The 14,840-nt window shown below is 49.6% G+C and carries 13 protein-coding genes; 12 read left to right on the top strand and 1 reads right to left on the bottom strand.

Translation table 11 applies throughout. The features are described from left to right. Positions 1-436: 436 nt before the first annotated feature. The 12 genes from HRI97_RS10385 to HRI97_RS10330 all read left to right on the top strand — a co-directional run bounded on the left by HRI97_RS10385 (position 437) and on the right by HRI97_RS10330 (position 13,837). Positions 437-1,027: a DUF937 domain-containing protein gene (locus tag HRI97_RS10385; protein WP_253725379.1), complete on the top strand. Its 591-nt coding sequence runs from the start codon at positions 437-439 to the stop codon at positions 1,025-1,027. Between the two features lie 18 nt (positions 1,028-1,045). Continuing rightward, a complete protein-coding gene (locus HRI97_RS10380; protein WP_253725377.1) occupies positions 1,046-1,777 on the top strand; it encodes a hypothetical protein in 732 nt (243 codons plus the stop codon). A gap of 128 nt (positions 1,778-1,905) precedes the next feature. Further along, positions 1,906-3,297 (top strand): PP2C family protein-serine/threonine phosphatase, encoded by a 1,392-nt coding sequence (locus HRI97_RS10375; protein WP_253725376.1) that lies wholly within the window; start codon positions 1,906-1,908, stop codon positions 3,295-3,297. A gap of 1 nt (position 3,298) precedes the next feature. Further along, positions 3,299-5,452 (top strand): PP2C family protein-serine/threonine phosphatase, encoded by a 2,154-nt coding sequence (locus tag HRI97_RS10370; RefSeq protein ID WP_253725374.1) that lies wholly within the window; start codon positions 3,299-3,301, stop codon positions 5,450-5,452. 15 nt (positions 5,453-5,467) lie between these two features. Continuing rightward, complete coding sequence (locus HRI97_RS10365; RefSeq protein WP_253725373.1) at positions 5,468-5,794, top strand: STAS domain-containing protein; 327 nt, start codon at positions 5,468-5,470, stop codon at positions 5,792-5,794. A gap of 237 nt (positions 5,795-6,031) precedes the next feature. Further along, positions 6,032-7,180 (top strand): lipoprotein TP_1001-related protein, encoded by a 1,149-nt coding sequence (locus HRI97_RS10360; protein ID WP_253725372.1) that lies wholly within the window; start codon positions 6,032-6,034, stop codon positions 7,178-7,180. A 227-nt stretch (positions 7,181-7,407) separates the two neighbouring features. Beyond that, positions 7,408-7,926: a flavin reductase gene (locus tag HRI97_RS10355; RefSeq protein ID WP_253725371.1), complete on the top strand. Its 519-nt coding sequence runs from the start codon at positions 7,408-7,410 to the stop codon at positions 7,924-7,926. A 197-nt stretch (positions 7,927-8,123) separates the two neighbouring features. Continuing rightward, positions 8,124-9,317 carry an ABC transporter ATP-binding protein gene (locus HRI97_RS10350; protein WP_180485104.1) on the top strand — a complete coding sequence of 398 codons (1,194 nt, stop codon included), beginning with the start codon at positions 8,124-8,126 and terminating at the stop codon, positions 9,315-9,317. Beyond that, positions 9,314-10,261, top strand: coding sequence for an ABC transporter permease (locus tag HRI97_RS10345; protein WP_253725370.1), 948 nt, complete (start codon positions 9,314-9,316; stop codon positions 10,259-10,261). The genes HRI97_RS10350 and HRI97_RS10345 overlap by 4 nt, the downstream gene beginning before the upstream one ends. Beyond that, a complete protein-coding gene (locus HRI97_RS10340) occupies positions 10,258-11,130 on the top strand; it encodes an ABC transporter permease (RefSeq protein ID WP_253725369.1) in 873 nt (290 codons plus the stop codon). The genes HRI97_RS10345 and HRI97_RS10340 overlap by 4 nt, the downstream gene beginning before the upstream one ends. Positions 11,131-11,240: 110 nt before the next feature. Beyond that, positions 11,241-12,305 carry an extracellular solute-binding protein gene (locus tag HRI97_RS10335; protein ID WP_253725368.1) on the top strand — a complete coding sequence of 355 codons (1,065 nt, stop codon included), beginning with the start codon at positions 11,241-11,243 and terminating at the stop codon, positions 12,303-12,305. A gap of 206 nt (positions 12,306-12,511) precedes the next feature. Next, positions 12,512-13,837 (top strand): OmpA family protein, encoded by a 1,326-nt coding sequence (locus HRI97_RS10330; protein ID WP_253725367.1) that lies wholly within the window; start codon positions 12,512-12,514, stop codon positions 13,835-13,837. A gap of 52 nt (positions 13,838-13,889) precedes the next feature. Here the strand turns inward: HRI97_RS10330 and HRI97_RS10325 are convergent, their stop codons facing one another. Continuing rightward, entirely contained in the window at positions 13,890-14,789 is a 900-nt protein-coding gene (locus HRI97_RS10325) for a M28 family peptidase (RefSeq protein WP_253725366.1), read from the bottom strand. Between the last annotated feature and the right edge of the window lie 51 nt (positions 14,790-14,840).

Raw genomic sequence — 14,840 nt, 5'->3', positions numbered from 1 at the left:
CGTTTTGATAAAAATCGCATGAATACGATACGCTTTATTTTGCAAACTCGACTATTGAACATGTGCGCGCACGCGCACGGCTAAAAACTTTTTCGGAAATTGATATTTCCTGCAAAAGTTTTTATGGAGGTACGATAAAAAGCGCCGTCTGAAATATCGCCGTTGCTGGAGTCTAAAGCCGAAAAACGCTGAAGCGTTTTTCTTTTATCGGAGACACTCGCGATTTCTGTGCATTGCTCGAAATCGCAGCGTTCTTATCTCGAGTTTGCGCGGATGTTTGCAGAAGACGTGTATACATGGCGTTTTGATAAAAATCGCATGAATACGATACGCTTTATTTTGCAAACTCGACTATTGAACATGTGCGCGCACGCGCACGGCTAAAAACTTTTTCGGAAATTGATATTTCCTGCAAAAGTTTTTATGGGAGGAAGATATGGATGCATCATCGATATTGACGACATTGTTGGGTTCATCGAGCGTTTCGAACATCGGTAAACTCTGTGACACCGACAGCGGTACGGTGAGTACGGTTCTCGCCCAAGCGCTTCCGGCGCTTTTAAAAGGTGCCGACAAACAGGCTTCTGATAAAGAATCCGCAAAAGGTTTCGCTTCCGCGCTCGCAGAACATGCCGGCGTGAGTACGGCGAATCTCGGTGCTTTTATGAAAAACGTCGATTTGGACGACGGTGCGAAGATCATCAAGCACTTGCTCGGATCGAGTGCCGCTTCGACGACGAAATCGATTGCAAAAACGGCGGATACCGATACCGGTACCGTATCGGCGATCCTTGCCGCCGCAGCTCCGCTTTTGATGAGCCTTCTCGGAAAAACCGCCGGAAACAATACTTCCGGAGATGCGCTTTCGGCTTTGATAGGCGGCGTTATGAAAAACGTAAATGTCGGCGACGTGCTCGGAGGACTTTTAGGCGTATCGGGTGCGAAAACGCGGGGAAGCACAAAAAAATCCGGCACATCCGGCACTGCGAAGCTCGCAGGCAATTTACTCAAGGGATTGTTAAAATAAATAATTTGAGGAGTGTATATGGCGGTAAAACATAGAATCGTATCGGCGTCGACCGGAAAAACGGTAAAGACGGCGTCGAACACAAAGGGAGAGCGGGGGAGCGCGCTGCCGCTTCGAATAGGTGCTGCGGCGTTGTGGATTTTCGCGATCGTTCTTGAAGTGCTTGCATTGTGCGCGATGACGGAAAAGATCGTCATTCCGTTTTTAGTAAAGCTTTCTCCGCTCGTACAGGGAATCGTCCTTCTCGTCATCGATTTTATTGCGGTTGTTGCGGGTGCGCAGCTTTGGAAAAAAGCGAACCGCATCGCACCGGCATCGGAAGCGAATGCGCTGAAGTTTTGGCTGTGGAACAATATGGGCGTCATTGCGTGTGCGGCGGCCTTCGTTCCGTTTATCGTCCTTTTGCTTTTGAATAAAGATACCGATAAACGCACGAAAGCGGTTGGCATTGCCGCGGCGGCGATCCTGCTCATCATCGGGGGGCTTGCAAGCTACGATTTCGATCCCGTGTCGGCGGAATCCTACGCGCAGGCGGCGGGTACGCAGCAAGTGTATTGGACGCCGCACGGCAAACGCTTTCACACGCACGAAGACTGTCCGGCTTTGAGTCGAACCGAAGAACTTACTGCGGGAAGCGTGCAGGAAGCGATCGATGCGGGCAGAGAAACGATGTGTAAAATCTGTGAAAAGCGCGACGGCGCCTTGATGGAAAAAGTAAAACAGGCGGCAAAAGAAAAAGACGCCGCATAGCGATCGGCGGGCGCTTTTGAAATTTATTCGGTATTTTCGGAAGCGCCCATCTATGCGAATCTCTCGATAATGTGCTATACTATGCGAATAAGAATTACGGAATATTTCATAATGTTATCGAGGTATTTATGTATAAAACGCGCAAGCGGCTGATTTTTCTTTCGGTCAATGCCGCCATTTTAATCCTCTTTATCGGTATTTCGACGATGCTCCTGCCCTCTCGGATAAAAGAGTATTCGTTTTTTTTGCTTATATCCATTCCCTCGGTTATCTTCGTTCTTTTGCTGATCGGCGGAGAGTTCGTGCGTTCCGTGCTCGACGCAAGACTCCATCGCAAGATTTTCGAAAAGGGCGAAACGCGCTATTTGACACGCTTTATCAACAGGCTGCGTTTTTGTTATTCGCTCGACGATCTCTATAAGGTTTTTGCCGATATTCTGGAAAGAGAAGCGGGTTGTTCCGTACTCTTTATCGACAGAGAAAAAAATTATATTTTGTACAACAGCCCCGACCGTTTGACATCTTCTCAATCGGTGCGCGATACGCTCGAACGCAATTTTCCGCTTTCGTGGCCGGAAGGTTTCTACCTTATCGACGATTCGTTCGGTATCATATCGCATTCCAAAGATGCGCGCGGTTTTTTCTTCGTATGCGGCAAACAGCATCTTTTTATTTTTTGCCGGTACACGAAACTCTTCGACGCGGACGCTTTCCGGCAGTTTTATGAAGAGTTTTCGCGCTTTCAGTCGCGTTCCCGTACGATTGCAAGCCTTACCGAAATTTCCGATCTGACAAAGGAATGGCAGCTGCTTGCGGATACGCAGCGTTCGTTCCTTCCTCAAAAAATGCCTTCGATCCGAAAGCTCAAACTCGCCGCGTATTACAAACCGCTCATAAACGTGTCGGGCGATTATTATTCCGTTTTGCAAATCGATAAAAACAAAACGCTCCTTCTCCTCGGCGACGTTTCCGGAAAAGGTCTTGCCGCGGCGCTCATCATGGGACTCGTCGTCAATACGCTGAAAATTATCGACGATAAAGAAAACCTTGAAGCCGTTATCCGCGAAATTGACCGCGCTATAAAAAATATGAAGCTCCAGGATAAATACACGGTATTGTTTATCGGCATCATCGATACCGATAAAATGACGCTGCGCTATATCAACGCATCCATGTCCGACCCGCTCGTTCTTTCGCGTGCGCCCGACGGCTATAAAATAAAATCGCTCGCATCGAATGCGAGTCTCGTCGGCATCATCGATTTGGGCGATATCACCGTCGAAGAGCGAAGGCTTTACCGCGGCGATATGCTCCTTATCGCTTCCGACGGTTTGTCGGAGATCATGGATTCGAACGGTATTCAGCTCGGAAGCAGCGATATTTTTCAAGACACGCTTCGCACAAGCGCCGACAAAATGCCTGAGGAATTTATCGACGATATCGTGCGCCTTATCCCCGAATACAACGGCGGTGCGCGTCTCCATGACGACGTCACGATGATGGCTGCGAAGGTAGGCTGATATGGCGTTTATCATTCTCGATTTCGGATTTGCCGCATTTTTTATCTGGCTTGCCGTCTATACGAATTATCTGCACCGTACAAAGGGTATACACGGTGAACGGTTTATTGACAACGTTTTATTGGGAGCATGCGTTTCGGTGCTGCTCGCCGTCACATTGACGTTTCCGTTCAGCGAAGGCCTGTTCGGCATGATTTCAAAACTGCTTTTCGTTATGGAAGCCTTTTTTTTGACGAATGTTTCGTTTTATTTTATTTTGCGGAAAGTAAAACGTACGCTGCCGTTCGTCGTCGTTTTGAAGATATTTTTCTTCGTACTTGCGTTATATATCGTATTTGCAAAATTTCAAATGATCGTCATTTCTCCCGATGTCGGCGTAAGGATAATTGCCCGATATATTTTCCCCAATGAGCTTCGGGGAATTTTTACATGGGATTGGCTTGCGGTTTTTATCGTCCTGTATCGATTTGTGCTGCCGGGCTTCTGTACGCTCGTTATGCTGCTGCTTAACGAATACCGCTCAACGCGTCTTGAAAGGTATCGGGGATATATCGAATTTTTTGCAGTCGTCGTCATGTGGGCGAGTTTTGTGTTTTTGAATTTCCTGTCGCGCAATATTCCCGGTTTTGCGCTTCTGTACCCGATTGCGTATTCGTCTCTTTTGCTTCTTTTGCTGCGTTCGGAAATGATCGAAGCGCTGCCGTCGGCAAACGACGTCCTCGTTTTTATTTTGAGGCTTTTGTTCGCGTACATCATTCCGAGCGTATTTGTCGTGTGTGTGTTTATTCTGCTCTATCCGTTTTTCGGCGGTTTGACATTGCCGTTCGATATTATTTTGATCGTCGGTACCGCCTTATCGCTCGTGTTTATTTGGGCTGTGTCCACGTATCTTACGACTACGCGCCGCCTTCGTCCCGCCGACTACGAAAGCGCATTCGAGAGCGATTTGGCATCGATCGACTACAGCGGCGAAATGGACGAAATTCTCATGAGCGTGCATAACATATTTACGAGAAATCTGCAGTGTTCGTCCATGTCCGTATTCGTCAACAACGGCGAAGCATATCTTGAAAATGCGTTTTCATCCGCTGTCGGCCTCGCGTCCGTCCGTGCGGATAACCCCGCATTCGATGTACTGCTCAATGCCGGCCGCAACGTCATTTCGGTTTCGGACATAGATGCGCGAAGCGATGTCGCCGAAGCACGGGATGCCCTTGCCGCTCTTTTTGCGGACACGCAGTCGGATGCGCTCATCCTTTTGAGCGAAGGACGGAACCTCCTCGGCTGCATTACGCTCGGTTTGAAGACGAGCGGCGATCATTATACCGATTACGATATTTCCATTCTTACTCACTTATATTCGTACTTTTTCGTATTCGGCTATTATATGCGCAATATTTCGAACAGAGAGATCATCGGTACGGTCAATCGCGAAATCCGTATGTCGTCTCAAGTCATCGCTTCCATTCAGGAAGACGTTAATGCGGTGGAAAACCCGAAAGCCGATGTCGGTTATATCATGAAATCGGCGCACAATATCGGCGGCGAGTTTATCGATCTGATCAGGATCAACGATCATACGCATCTTTTCGTTATCGGGAGTTTGAGCGGTCAGGGAATTGCGGCGAGTATGAATATGGTCATTTTAAAATCGATTATACGAACCTTTCTTTCGGAAACCCGCGATTTTAAATTGCTCGTCAAAAAAGTCAATGCATTTATCCGCGAAAACCTTCCGAAAGGTACCATCTTCAACGGCACTTTTGCGCTCATCGATTTTTCAAACGACGTGATGTACTACATCAACTGCGGCATTCCCGCGATTTTTGTATATACGCAATCGTACAACAACGTTATAGAAATTCAGGGACGCGGTCACGTGCTCGGCTTTGTGCGCGATATCGCTCCGTATATTTCGGTACGGCAGATAAAGCTTGCCAAAGGCGACGTCGTCCTTTCGTGTACGAACGGCGTCCTTACGTCGCGTTCGCTCCGCGGGGAAACGTTCGGTAAAGAGCGCGTACAGCAGATTATGCTGTCGAATTTGACGTACCCGGCTTCGCGTATAGCGCAGTTCATCTATGACAATCTCGTTAAATTCATGTCGAAAGAAATCGAAGCGGACGTAAGCGCCCTCGTTATCAAATACGTGTAATATTCGGAGATACTTATGGAGCAACTGACGATTACGGAAAAGAGCGGCGCGAATTACGTGTTGTACGAACTCAAAGGCGCGATCATCGCATATACGATCGGTGAATTTCAGCAAAAGCTGTACGATGAGATCGGACGCGGTAACGTCGTACTCGATCTGTCGCAAGTTTCGGAAATCGATTATTCGGGCATGGGAACGATTATGGCAGCGTTCAACGACGGAGAAGATAAGGGACATACGCTCTATTTGCTCTCTCCTTCGCCGGAAAGCCGCGATGCTATCGAAGCGACCGGATTTTCAAATGTGCTGCATATTATCAGCTCGGTAACCGAAGTGCTTTAGCGCGCATCCTGCGGCATACACGGTGAATTTGCGAAACGAACTCGGTAGTGAGGCGGAGCCGAGCGAAGTTCGCGTCGCAAGCATATCTTTATTTAAAAATATTTTCAAAATTCGGCATTTACGGCTTATAAAAACTCCGTTTTTGAAAAAATTTCCCGATTTATTATACGACGACAAAAGCCGCGTTTTCGGTTCGCATGAGGATCGAAGGGGCGGCTCCGTCGTCGGGAGGTCGAAATGAAACGGAAATCTTTCCGAGTGTGGATATGGCTTTTGCAGACGGCTCTTTTATCCGCCTGCATTCTGTTTTCGCTTTGCCCCGTGTCGTGCAAAGTGACGGACGAAGGTTTACAGCTGCTTCGAGGCGATTATGAAGCTCCCGTCCTTGAATCTTACACAGCCAAAAGCGAACGGCATGTGACGCTTTCGTTTTCCGAGCGGGTTACGATTACGGGGGCGGTCATTACCCGCGCCGCATCTTTTTCGGCCGGTGAAGCGTTTTCGGAGCAGGACAAAATATCGCCGATTCTGAAAGCCGCGTCGGGAGAAACGGGAGGAATTCCCGTGAGCGTGTCGTACGATGACGGGAGCAAAAGCGTGATAGTCGAAGCTTCCGAAGCGCTTGAAGCGGGTGCACATTATGCGCTGTACGGCGAAGCCCGAGATGAAAACGGCAATTCGCTCACGTTTTATGTTCCGTTCGTCGGTTTTAACGGACGTATTCCGAAAATCGTTATAAGCGGCATTCATCCTCAGTTTGCATCGGCGTCGAGCGGAGGAAAGGATGCAAAGTGCGAGTTTGTCGAACTCTATGCGCTTACGGGCGGAAACGCTGCGGGGCTTACTCTTCAAAGCGCGTCCGACGGAAACGACCGGGCGTTTACGCTTCCTTCTGCGGAAGTAAAAGCCGGCGAAACCGTAATCGTTCATTTGCGGACGAAGGGGGAAGGTTGTGTGAGTGAAACGGGCAGCGATCTCGCACTTTCTTCCGGATGGTATACGTCTCCCGTGATGCGCGATATTTGGTCTCCGAATGAAAAAGCGTGTTTGGGTGATAAAGAGGATGTACTCATGCTTGTCAATTCTTTTACCGGTGATGTACTCGATGCCGTATTGTATGCGCCTGCAGGGAGCACGGCGTGGAGTAATGAAAATATAAAAGGGGCGGCACAGGCGATGTCGGCAAAAGGATTTTGGAAAAGCGATCTGCCTTCGGATGCTGCGAGTACCGCCGATTTGACCGCTTCGAAAATGCTCAAGCGGTCGGGCTGTATCGCGCTCCGTCGTAAAGCCGAAAACGGCACGCTCGGCGATATTGTTTTGCATACGAAAGAAAATTGGCGAGTTGAAAAAATCGTAAAGGGTGCGGTAAACCCAGCGGAATAACGCACGGAAGCTCCCTGTCGGAAAATATCGAAACGTGCCTTTATAACACCGAGCGCGGAGTTTCCCGCTCAAGCGACAGGGGGCTGCCGGAAGTGCAGTCGATTTTTTACGTTGCACACTGCTTTTCGGAAAATACGGTTTTCGGTGCCGTTGCCCTGTTGTATCGATTTGCAGGATTGACGAGAGCCGTATTGACGCCGGAGATGTGATGATTTAAAATAATAACTATGAATACGCTTTCGTTTCGTGAAATATCGACAGACGATCTTTCGTTTAATCCCTTTTCGAAAGTTTTAAAACAATGGATGCTTATCTCCGCCGGAACCGAAAAAGACTGCAATACGATGACTGCGAGCTGGGGTATGTTCGGCGGCTTGTGGCAAAAAAACGTGGTTGAAGTTTTTATCCGGCCGCAGCGCTTTACAAAAACTTTTATCGATTCGTACGATTCGGTAACGCTCTCTTTTTTGCCCGACGGGTATCGTGACGCGCTGAAAATCTGCGGTACGATTTCGGGACGCGATACGGATAAGTGGAAAAAGGCGGGCATCAGTCCCTATCCGATAAGCGGTACCGTCGCCGTAGCGGAAGCCGAGCTCGTCATTGTCGGGAAAAAATTGTATTCGCAGTATATCGATCCGAAACTTTTTGTCGATAAAAATATCGATGCAAGCGTTTATCCCGACAAAGATTACCATGAAGCGTACATATACGAAGTGTGCCGCGTTTTTGAAAAAGCGCGGTAGCGCACGGAAGCGTTCTGATAAGTCGAGAGTCGAAAAACGGCCAAGCCGTTTTTCTTTTATAGGAGACGCTCGCGATTTCTCCGCACTGCTCGAAATCGCTCGCTCTTGAATACCCCATTCCCTTTGTATATAATGTGCCTACATTTGAGCCGTTTTGAATACGGCTCTGTCATCACATTGTACCGAGGTTGCTTGAAGTGAAAGGGAGCCGGGTTACCATTGAGCATGTCTCGAAGAGATTCGATAACGGTTTTATCGCTCTCGACGATATCAATATTACAATCGAGCCGGGAGAATTTTTTTCCCTCCTCGGTCCTTCAGGCTGCGGTAAGACGACGCTTTTGCGTATCATCGCGGGTTTCGAATACCCCGACGAAGGCGCGGTACTGTTCGACGGAACGAACGTCGTCTCTCTTCCGCCGGACAAGCGCCATTCGAATACGGTTTTTCAAACCTATGCGCTTTTTCCGCATCTTTCGGTATACGAAAACGTCGCGTTTCCGCTGCGCTTGAGAAAAGTGCCGAAAGAAACGATCGACGAAAAAGTGAAGCATTACATTCACCTCGTTCAGCTCGATCAGCACATCCATAAAAAACCGAATCAGCTTTCGGGCGGACAAAAGCAGCGGGTTGCGATTGCGCGCGCGCTGATAAACGAGCCGAAAGTGCTTTTACTCGACGAACCGCTTTCCGCGCTCGACGCAAAGCTTCGCGCAAATCTCCTCATCGATCTCGACAATCTGCACGATAAAATCGGCATAACGTTCATCTACGTGACGCACGATCAAAGCGAAGCGCTTTCCGTGTCGGATCACATCGCCGTTATGAATGCGGGGCACGTGCTGCAAGTCGGAACGCCGTTCGAAATTTACGAAAGCCCTGCGACGCAATTCGTCGCGCAGTTTATCGGCGAAACGAACCTCTTCGAAGCGCAGGTCGTCGATTGCGTACCGCATCAAACGCCGGGAAAAGATCCGGACTACATGGTTACCTGTTCCGTTCCCGCGCTCGGCCATCAGGCGCCGCTTGCGAGCGATACCGAAGCGACGGCAAGCCTCGACCGCTATATGCAGGTAACCGACTACGGCCCGACGCAAAAGGGGCAAAAGGTCGCTTTTACGATCCGCCCGGAAAAAATCCGCATTACGAAAGAGCCGCCTGAAACGCACGGACGCACCGATATCAACGTGTTCAAAGGCATCGTCGAAGAACCGGTGTATTCCGGATTCCAATCGAAATTTTACGTTCGGCTCGAAAACGGCGCGCTCGTCAAAGTGTTCAAACAGCATACGATTTATTTCGACGACGGACCGGCCATCCAATGGAAAGACGACGTCTATATTTCGTGGGCGGCGGAAGACGGCTATATCGTCGAGGATATACAAAAATGAAAACGACGGATACGAAACCTCCCGCGGTAAAAGACGGAGCGGCCAATCAGGGCACGGCATACGCGTGGCCGATGGGCGTTTGGCTCTTTGTATTTTTTATCGCACCGCTTCTCATCATCTTCGTGTACAGTTTTTTAAAAAAAGGATTATACGGCGGTGTCGAAGGACAGTTTTCGCTTGCAGCCTACCGCCGAATGTTCAATCCCAATTACGGCATACTCGTGCTTCGAACGCTCAAGATCACGATCATTTCGACTGTGCTCACCGTGCTCATTGCCATTCCGTGCGGATACGCGATAGCGAGAAGCCGCCGTCAAACGCTTTTGCTTTTTTTAATAATCATTCCGTTTTGGACGAATTCGCTCATCCGCGTTTTTGCGTGGATGTCGATCCTCAACAACGACGGCATCTTAAATCAAATTCTCATATCGCTCGGCATCACAAAAGATTACATACAATTTTTGTACAATCAAAACGCGGTCATCCTCGTTTCGGTGTATATGTATTTACCGTTTGCCATATTGCCGATCTTCACCGCAGTCGACCGCTTCGATTTTTCGCTGCTCGAAGCGGCGCGCGATTTGGGCGCGAACAAAATACAGGCTATGATCAAAGTGCTCATTCCCGGTATCAGAAGCGGCATCGTAACGGCCGTCATCTTTACGTTCATCCCGATTTTCGGCGCTTACGCCGTGCCTCTTTTAGTCGGCGGCAAAGATTCGTATATGCTCGGAAACGTCATTGTCGATCAAGTACAAAAGGCGCGCAACTGGCCGCTGTCCGCCGCTTTTTCCATGATCATAACGTTCATCAGCATTGCAGGTATTTTGTGGATGAGCCGCGCGAATAAACGCGACGCCAAACTCAAATCTTCGAATGTAAAAGATGAGGTCTATTCGGTAAACGGAAATGCACACGGTTTTACGAGAGGGATGATAAAATGACGAATATATTTTTCTTTTTATTTCCTGCGGTAAAAAAACGGCGGCAGTCCGAGCCCGCGCGGCACGCGAAAAAATCGTGGAAGCAGCGCGCTGCAATATTTTCATTTGCAAATGTAATGCTCGCGCTCACGCTCGTTTTTTTGTTTCTGCCGCTCGTCGTTATCATCGCGTATTCGTTCAACGACAGCAGAGGCGCCGAATTTACGCGTCTTTCGCTTACGTGGTATAAAGCGCTTATCTTCGACTCCCGCCCTTTGTGGGAAGCGCTTTTAAACAGCCTCATCGTCGCTTTTACATCGGCCGCCGTTTCGACGCTGCTCGCTTCTCTTGCGGCGATCGGCTGCAGTTGGTATACGTTTCGCGGGCGGAAAATCATCGAAGGCGTTACCTATCTGCCGATGATTTTGCCCGAAGTCATCGTCGGTATCTCAACGCTGATATTTTTCAGCCGCGTGCACATACCGCTCGGACTCTTTACGATATTTGCGGCGCACACGACGTTTTGTCTGCCCTTCGTCTATCTCATGGTAAAGGCGCGCCTTGACGAATTCGATTTTTCGATCGTTGAAGCGGCGCACGATTTGGGTGCGACGGAATTGCAGACGCTCGTCAAAGTCGTCGTTCCTTCTCTTTTGCCGGGTATCCTGTCGGGCTTTCTCATCGCGATCACGATGTCGCTCGAAGACTTCGTCATCACCTTTTTCGTGTCGGGACCGGGCTCGACGACGCTGCCGCTGTACGTCTATTCGATGATACGCTTCGGCGTCTCTCCCGTCATCAATTCGCTTTCGTGCGTGATGATCCTTGCAACCTGCCTTATCGCCTTCGCGCTTCGAAAGGGACTCAAAACGGTAGCGGCTTCTCATTAAATATTCTCTTTGCTGCAGCCGGTATTTCGTATCATAATGACAAACGGTCCGGTGCATGATGCAAAGACGGCGCACCTTTCGCGGCGCTATTTTATTATTTTGAGGAAACTATGAAAAAAATCATCGACGGCATTTTGATTGCAGCGCTTGTATGCTGTGTTTTCGGTTTTGCATCCTGCTCGAAAGAAAGCGGCGGACGCAAACGATCGAACGTGCTCTATCTTTTTACATGGACATACTACGTGCCCGAAGCCGCACTCCGCCGATTCGAAAGCGAATACGGCTGCCGGGTAAAAGTCGATACCTACGACTCGAACGAAGTGATGTATGCAAAGTTCATGGCCGGTGCGTCCGGCTACGACATCGCCTTTCCGTCGCAGGACTACGCGTCGATCATGCTCAAACAGGGAATGCTGAAAGAGATCGATTTGAATCGATTTGAAAATAAAAAATACATCAACCCGCTCGTTCTCAAAAAAGCCGTATACGACCCGACGATGAAGTTCTGCGTTCCGTACTATATGGGAGCGGCGGGCATCGCCGTAAACAAACTGCACTTTTCAAATTACGAGCGGAGCTGGAGCATCTTTTCCGACGCGCGCATACGGGGGCATGCTTCCATGATGGATGATATGCGCGAAGTTATCGGAGATGCGCTCGCGTATCGGGGGTATTCGGTCAATTCGACGAGCGATGCCGAACTTAAAAGCGCCGCGAATTTAATAATAAACGATTGGAAGCCGAATCTTGTTAAATTCGATGCGGAAGGATTCGGAAAATCTTTTGCCGCAGGAGATTTTTGGGTGTGTCAGGGATACGCCGAAGTCGTATACGGCGAAGTTCCCGCCGATAAACAAGCCGACACGATCGACTTTTTTATACCGAAAGAAGGCGGCCCCATGTATATCGATTCGATGGTCATCTTAAAAGGCGCAAAGCATTACGACCTCGCGATGCGGTTTATCGATTTTATGCATCGGCCGGAAATATATGCACAATTCCTCGACCGGTTCCGTTTTCCTCCCTCGGTCAACACGGAAGCTGCGAAATATATGACGACGACGCCGATGTACACGACCGAAGAGATGGCGCACTGCGAGCTGAAACTCGATATCGGCGAAAACCTCGAAAAGTACGACGAGCTGTGGCAGAAAATTCGCTTTTCGGCGAAATGATTGCGGACTTGAACGGCCCCTGCGCGGGAATTTTAAAAGCGCATCGATAGCTGCGGAATTTTTTGCCCGTGCTGCGGTGCGTTTCCGAGGGGCATTTCAATTAAGTCTTTTTTTGGTGATGCACTCTCTAAAAATATGTCCCCTTTTCGCCGATAATGATAGCAACGTATTCTGCCGGATGCGTAAAAGTTTTTATCGGAGTTGCCATGTCCTTTTTTTCGATCGATAAAAAGATCCGCTGTATTGTCTGGTACGTTTTTGTGTCGGGCGCGCTGCTCTTTCCGCAGGCGGCGGGAAGCGGAACCGTCGGAAGCGCTCAAAACGAAACGCTTATCACGCAGGGCGTGCCGCCCGTTATCTTATCGTTTAAATACAAAAAAGGCGATTCGTACCGCACGCTTTCGAAAGTCCACGAAGACGTTTTCGTCAACAGCAAAAAAAATCACCACGCGGAAATCGTAACGCGCATTTCCGCAAAGATCGTCGACGTACACACGGACGGGGGCGGCGTGTGCGAAGCGACGTTTATGTCGTCCGAAGATTCGACGAGCAGTGCAAACGGCGCACATTTTTCGTGGGGCGACGAATACAAAAGCGTATTTACGCGGAGCGCGCGCGGCATATACGCGATAGCCGATATATATTTTATGCCGGTCGTCCGCGACTGCCCCATTTTCCCCGAAACGCCCGTCAAACCCGGCGACACGTGGAGCGCCGAAGGACATGAAGCGCACGACCTCAGGCGTACTTTCGCGCTGCAAAAGCCGTTTACAGTGCCGTTTACCGCTTCGTACGGCTACAAAGGAATTGTTAAAAATTCCGACGGCAGAATTTTCAACGTTATCGACGTGCAGTACAATCTGTATTTCGAAAGTCCGAAAATCAATGTACGGCAGGGAGATGTTTCCGCACGGACTGCGGAACTGCTCAATCGCCCGAAGATTACGATGGGGCATTCGCATCAAACGCTCTACTGGGACAACGAGCGCGGCGAAATCGATCACTATCATGAAAATTTCAAAATTGTCATCGAAACCTATTACGGCGACACATTCACGTTTCAGGGAACGGCGGAAGCCGAAGTGACCGAATTCGAACGTGTCAACGACGACAGCACGGTGCAGAAAATTCAGGACAGTGTCGCAGAACTCGGGCTCGAAGACGTATCGGTAAAAAAAGGCAAAAAAGGATTGACGATCAGCCTCGAAAAAATTCAATTTCTTCCCGATTCGGCCGTCCTCCGCGAGAGTGAAAAACGCAAACTTGAAAAGATAGCCGACATCTTAAAAGCGTATAAAAACGATTTGCTCGTCACGGGACACACGGCGCTAAGGGGAACCGAAAAAGCGCGGCAAATACTTTCCGAAGAACGTGCCCAGTCCGTCGCCGATTATCTCGTCGCACTCGGCGTGCGCGATTCGTATCACGTGTTTACGCAAGGGAAGGGAGCGGCGGAGCCGATTGCGACAAATCAAACCGAAGAAGGCCGGTCGCGAAACCGCCGCGTCGAAATCACCATCATGGACGAGTAGCCGAGCACATCCCGTTCGCACAGTAGGCGGAACGTTTACGCGGTGCGATATTTCAGCTTACAAGCGTCTTTTCGTCGGCGAGCGCGTCGAGGATCGATGCAAAAACGGTAAAGCTTTCGGGGGTCAGCGTCCGCTCGGTATCGTTTTTCGTATTTATCAGCCGCCACGTTTGAGGCACCAGCGATTGCAATTTTAATAATTTTTCTTTCGCTTCGGCGTCGCTTTTCGCATCGACGGTGTGATTGACGATATAGTTTTCGAGCGATTTTTCTTTTATGAGCGATGCGAGATATGCATCCGCTTCGTCCTCCGGCAGCATCGTTACGGCGACGGCGGGAATACCGCACGCGATAAAACCCGCATTGTCGCTGTATGCGAACGGAAGCGTAAGCCATCTCCGCGAAGTCCGACGCAACAGCGATTCCGCGCGGTCTTCGAGCGCCGCAAAGCGCGTTCGAAGCTCGTACGGTACGGCGAGCGGTAAAATCGTTTTTCGGAGAATCGGAATCGTGCCGCGCCCCATGCAGTCGAACACGTACACATCGTCGTTTGTGATGCCGAGTCGTTTAAAAAGGGAAGCGAGCGAAAACGCACCTTGAGAAGCGACACCGCCGGATGCGAACTCTTCGCCGTCAGAAAAGAGCAGACGGACATTGTGAAAATCGACGCGGCTCTGCAAACGCGACGCCCAATCCATAAGACAAAAATTCGCCGCACTGTTGTCGTTCGCTCCGGGACTTCCGAGAGAGCGGTCGTAGTGCGCGATCACCGTTTTGATTCGGAACTGAGGATTGTACTGCGACGTCGGAAATTTAACGTATACGTGATTTTTTCCGGCAACGGGCATCACGACGCTTTCAACGCCGTGCCCTGCGAGGTAGGAGCCGATAAAGGCGCACCTGTCGCAGTCGTCCGCGATATAGTCGGAAAATCCTGCAGGAAGGAAATGCATAAGAAGAGTATAGCATAAAAAAAGCCGGCGTGCATCACTGCAGCCGGCTTT

The organism is Treponema socranskii subsp. buccale, assembly GCF_024181585.1.
In the GTDB taxonomy this organism is placed as follows: domain Bacteria; phylum Spirochaetota; class Spirochaetia; order Treponematales; family Treponemataceae; genus Treponema_D; species Treponema_D buccale.
The sequence above is the reverse complement of the archived record's forward strand: the minus strand, read 5'-3'. Positions and strand labels throughout refer to the sequence as shown.